The organism is Rickettsia australis str. Phillips, assembly GCF_000273745.1.
Lineage (GTDB): Bacteria > Pseudomonadota > Alphaproteobacteria > Rickettsiales > Rickettsiaceae > Rickettsia > Rickettsia australis.
Window position 1 is genome coordinate 1 of record NZ_AKVZ01000037.1, and the last position, 5663, is coordinate 5663.

Here is a 5663-nt window from a genome sequence, read left to right on the forward strand (position 1 = left end):
TAGCTTCTTCAAAATTACCGCTGGTTTCTATTAATGCTTTTTTGCAGTCCATCATACCTGCACCGGTTTTTTCTCTTAATTCTTTAACCGCTACAGCACTTATATTTATTCCACTCATACCTTACTTTCTCCTTAATTATTATATTTGATTTGGGGTGTAGTAGATACCTAATCGTCTGAGCTATGGAAATTGCTCTTTATGTCATTCCCGCGTAGGCGGGAATCCAGTAAAACAGATAAAAACTTTTAGCTTTTATTCTATAAAATTATGTAGAGTCTATATTAATATTAAAATTATTTTTCTGGATCCCCGCCTACGCGGGGATGACATCGAGTAGGTTCTTCAATCTACACAACAACATTTATGCATTATCAGAATTTTTATTTTCATCGGTATCATTTAATGCTTGCTCAAATTCTGTACTTGTCTCTTCATCAATATTTTTTGTTTTAGAGAATTTTTTAGCTTGTTTTAATTTAGAAACATTTTTAGCAGTTAACGCCTTATCTGTATGCTCCTGCATAGCACCCATATCAACCCCTGAAGCTTTCATTGATTCTTCAAGTCCTTGTAATGCTGCATCTGCAAATAAACTACAATAAAGTCTTATTGACCTTATAGAATCGTCATTACCCGGAATTGGATAATCTATATTATCAGGATTAGAATTAGTATCGACTACTGCAACTATAGGAACATTAAGCTTTACCGCTTCATTAATTGCGATATGCTCTTTATTAGTGTCAATAACTACTAGAAGATCAGGTTTAGAATTAAGATTTCTAATACCAGCAAGAGATAGAAGTAACTTCTCTTTCTTACGGCTCATATCGAGTATCTCTTTCTTAGTATAACCCATAAGTGCTTCTTCATTTTCTAAGGTTTTTTCTAACTTATTTAGTTTTTCTATTGAACCCGCAATAGTTTTCCAGTTAGTTAGCATACCGCCAAGCCATCTATGATTTACGTAATATTGTCCGCATTTTTCGGCATATTCCGCTATAATATCACTGGCCTGTATTTTAGTACTTACAAATAATATTTTACCGTCTTTTTTTACAGTTTCATATATTGTATTCAAAGCAACACTCATTAAAGCGGCGCTTTGTCTTAAATCGATTATATGAACATCATCACGTTCACCATATATATAAGACGCCATTTTAGGATTCCAACGTGAAGTCTTATGACCGAAATGCACTCCTGCATCCAATAATTCTTTAATGTTAACAGATAATATGTTTGACATTTTTAAATGCTCCTAATTGTTAGTTTATACCTCCGTAAGATATTGTGCATATTTGTCATCCCGTGGCTTGACCACAGGATCCCAAAACAACTTATTATCATATATTTACTAGATGCCGTGATCAAGGCACTAGTATGACAGCTCTATACATGAACTAACATATATCTTACGTGTGAATTTTTTGCTTAAGTTTTGCATAACCGTCATTGCGAGCAGCCCTACGGCTGCTCGGCAATCTCATTACAATATCCTGAGATTGCTGCGTCAATTATTACATAATTTCCTTGCAATGACGTTCTACAATAAGCCTACAAACTATATACGTATATTGCATAATTTACAAGCTTTTATTCTTTTCGCCAAATAGTAGTACCATCAGGTTTATCTTCTAGAATTATTTTTTCCTCTAATAACTGGTTACGAATTTGATCGGCTAATAACCAATTTTTTTGTTTTTTTGCTTTCAAACGCTTATTTACAAGCTCATTCATATAGAGTTCATCCACACCGCTATTAAACCACTCATGGGGTGTCTTATTCATTAAACCAATAAAATTAGCACAAGTAATAATAACAGAGGCGTTAAGCTGCCTTTCTTTTTCAGTTTTAGAAATAAAAACACCTTTAGCATAGTCATTAATTATTTTAACGGCAAGCGGCGTATTCATGTCATCAAGTAAGCTTTGCATAAAATTGTGAGGTAAATTTATTTTTTGTACATTAATATTTTCTATGGCTCTATACCAATAATCTAAAGTCTTTTTAGCATCTTCTATAGCTTTATCATTATAATCAAGTGGACGCCTATAATGGCTACTTAATAAGAATAATCTTACTACCTCTCCTGAAATTTTTTTATCCATTAAATCCCTTACGGTAATAAAATTACCGAGAGATTTACTCATTTTCTCACCGTTCACCGTTAGAAAGCCATGATGTATCCAATATTTAGCATAGGTAGAATCCGGAAAAGCACATCTACTTTGTGCAATTTCATTAGTATGATGCGGGAAGATTAAATCTGCTCCGCCACCGTGAATATCAAAATTCTCACCTAAATATTTGTAGCTCATGGCTGAACATTCAATATGCCATCCAGGACGACCAAACCCCCAAGGACTTTCAAAATTCATATTTGCGGATTCATTTGGCTTTGCCGGTTTCCATAATACAAAATCCTGTGGATGCTTTTTGGTTTTGCTGTTTTCTATACGCACTCCCTCAAACATTTCTTCTAAATTTCGGTTAGATAATTCCGTATAATTTGGAGCTGATAAAACATCAAAATAAACATGATTATCTATAATATATGCATGATCTTTTGCTATTAAGCGTTCTATTATTTCGATCATTACATCAATATGCTCTGTAGCTTTCGGCTCAATACTCGGTAGCATGCAACCTAAATATGCCATATTTTTATGAAACTCTTGTGTAACTTTATCAGTCAACTCATTAATAGTAATGCCAAGTAGTTCAGCTCTATCAATAATTTTATCGTCAACATCGGTAATATTGCGTACATATTTTACTGCTCTACTGCCGAATATTTTTATAACTATACGATAAAGTAAATCATATACTACTACCGATCTACTATTGCCTATATGAGGATTATCATAAACAGTCGGTCCGCATACATACATTTTTATGTTAGCTTGATCTTGAGGATTAAAAACCTCTTTAGTACGGCTAAGAGTGTTATATAAGTGAAATTGCATTTGCATATTTTATTTACCAAAAATTAAGATGCTATTAGTAAGATGCCATTAGTATGTGATGTATTAAGCACATTTTGGTTAAAAAATTTATTAGTTAACATAAATTAACAATTAATAATTTACATAAATTAATATGTATCATATGATCCGCCTCATTTATATTTAAAAAAATAATAACTGATCGAGGTTTGAATGAAATTACAAAATTCCTACTCAAAAAAATATGTTTTAACTTTTTTCATGTCAATCTGTTTATTGACTAGTAGCTTTTTAAGTACAAGTGCTAGAGCGGCAAGCTTTAAGGATTTAGTTAGTAAAACCCCGACATGGCAAAAGCACAATTCAAAACAGCAACAAAATATTTGGAAGGATTTTACTCTAAATGAAAAAATCAAAAAATGGCAAGAAGCAAACTTAATTCCTAGTTTGACTCAAGCACAAGATGATCTAGGAATAAAGTATAAGGAAACAGATTTATCAAGTTTTTTAGATAAAACTAGACATAAAGCAAGACAAGCAAGAGCTGAAATTTTATTATACATCGAAAGAATAAAACAACAGTATTTTGATACAAAAAAACAAGAATATATTAAGCAAGGCATAGTTCCTACAGATATGGAAGCAGCAACAAATCTTGGAATAAGTTATGACCCTAGCAAAATAGACAACAATGTAGAAAAAGATCAAAAGGTACGTCGTGCAGAAAAAGACAAACAAGCGTTAATCGATCTATATATCAGCTCAATAAACAGAGATATTAAATACAAACATTATATTGATAATAATATTATCCCTGAAATAAAAGAAGTAAAGACTGCTCTTAACATGGATCAAGATGATGCAGAATCTTTTGTGGTATCAATAAGAACTGAAATTATGGAAAACGCAAAAGGACAATATATAGCGGATAGCCATATTCCTACAGAAAAAGAGTTAAAAAATAGGTTTGGTATATCTCGTGATGATAATAGAGATGGCTATATTAAGTCAATAAGACTTAAAGTTATGGACAAAGAAAAGCCACAATATATAGCTGCTAATAGTATTCCTACAGAAAAAGAACTAGAGCAGAAGTTTGGTGCTGATAAAGGTGAGGCAACAAACTATATTGCATCAATAGCAACTCAGAAAATGCTTAATAAAAAAGCATACTATATAGATAATAATATTATCCCTAAAGTTGAAGAATTAAAGAAAGAATTTAAGATAGGGACAATAAAAGCAAATTCTTATATACAGCAAATAACAGAGGGAATAAATGCAAACCAGCTGTTAAATAACAATGATACTACTAAACCGTCTGCCGGAGGCTCAAAAAAAAAGAGCGAGACCAAAAGTGATAATTGGTATATGTCAAATCAAGGTGCAAATACTACAGGAACATCTTCGGGAGTTCCCACGGGTAGAAAAGAGAAACAATCCTATTTTTTTGATCCTATAAGTACTTTTAAAGCTCACTTTAATAATAAAGAAAGTAAGGGTAATTTAACGCAGTCTCAACACAATATAAATAGAATAATACAACAAGAAGAAAATATTGGAGCATTTGAAAATCTTATTAAAACAGATCCTATAGCAGCATTAAATCTTAAAGTAGATAGTAGTTATAAAAAAGAAGCAGTAACTACTATATTAAGTGATTTTAATGATGATACTATTCAAAGGGTATTATTTAGCAACGATAGGGGACAATTAGATTTCAAGACCAATATTGACGTTACAAATAGACCTATTCTAAAAGAATTATTAGAAAATAGTTCTTCTGAAGAAAAAACTAAATTTGCTGAAAGAATTAAAGACTATGCAACGCGAAATATATCTAATAGTCAATTTGAAGAAAAGGCACGATTAGATCTTATCAAACTAGCAGCAAGTAAAGATAAGAGTTTAGTAGAAAAATTTTTAGCTCTGCAATTAGAGTTAAAAAATAAAATGCAATCATATATTGTAAAAAGCGAATATATTTTAACACCGAAAATAGTAGCAGCAATAAATATAGAACTAAAAAATCAAGGACTAATAATAGATAGTTTAACTAAAGACGATATGATTAAACTAGCCAAGTCAGTAAATAAACAAGCATTAAATTCAGTAATTAAAGTAATATTATCCGATAATAATGCACTAACCAATGAAACCAATAAAATTTTAGGATTAGCCGTAGGTAATAATGCAAATAATTTAGAACAAACACAAAGCGGCATGCCGAATCCACCACCTCTACCACTAAATGGTGGTATTCCAAATCCGCCGCCTCTACCGCTAAATGGGAGTATGCAACCACCACCTCCTCCATTAAATTCTCAAGGCTTTATTAGCAACTCTAACAATTTTGATTTAAATAAGTTACAAGCAGAATATTCTCACATACATTCATTATATACTCAGTTTACTCGTAATACTACTGTTCAACCAAAAGTATTGCTACAACCTACCGCTTCTAGTGCAACAAGCACAGAAAGAAGTGATCCAGAGACAATTTATGCAAAACTATATGCAGAATATAGAACTGAGACAGGAGGTAAAAAAGCTGATGATTTACAGGATCAGCTTATAACAAGACAAGCTGATCTTACAAATGTTATACGTCAAATATTAACCGAATCATACGCCAACCAAGGAGCTGACGAAAAAACTCTTGTAAATTTATTTAGCATTTCAACCCCTGAAATCGCAGAAAAAGCTAAAGAAG

Annotated in this window: 2 protein-coding genes and 2 pseudogenes; 1 reads left to right on the forward strand and 3 read right to left on the reverse strand. The window is 31.9% G+C overall.

Annotated elements, in window-relative coordinates; all coding sequences use genetic code 11:
- The 3 genes and pseudogenes from A452_RS10610 to cysS form a co-directional block, all read right to left on the reverse strand.
- Window positions 1-118, reverse strand: a pseudogene (locus A452_RS10610) (translation elongation factor Ts); the annotation flags it as partial.
- A gap of 244 nt (window positions 119-362) precedes the next feature.
- Window positions 363-1250, reverse strand: a complete 888-nt coding sequence (rpsB, locus tag A452_RS0106910) for a 30S ribosomal protein S2 (protein ID WP_014412120.1) — start codon at window positions 1248-1250, stop codon at window positions 363-365.
- Window positions 1251-1597: 347 nt separating this feature from the next.
- On the reverse strand, window positions 1598-2971 hold the full coding sequence (gene cysS, locus A452_RS0106915) for a cysteine--tRNA ligase (RefSeq protein WP_193427894.1): 1374 nt from the start codon (window positions 2969-2971) through the stop codon (window positions 1598-1600).
- Between the two features lie 192 nt (window positions 2972-3163).
- Between cysS and A452_RS0106920 the strand changes: the two are divergent.
- Window positions 3164-5663: pseudogene (locus tag A452_RS0106920) on the forward strand (autotransporter outer membrane beta-barrel domain-containing protein); the annotation flags it as partial.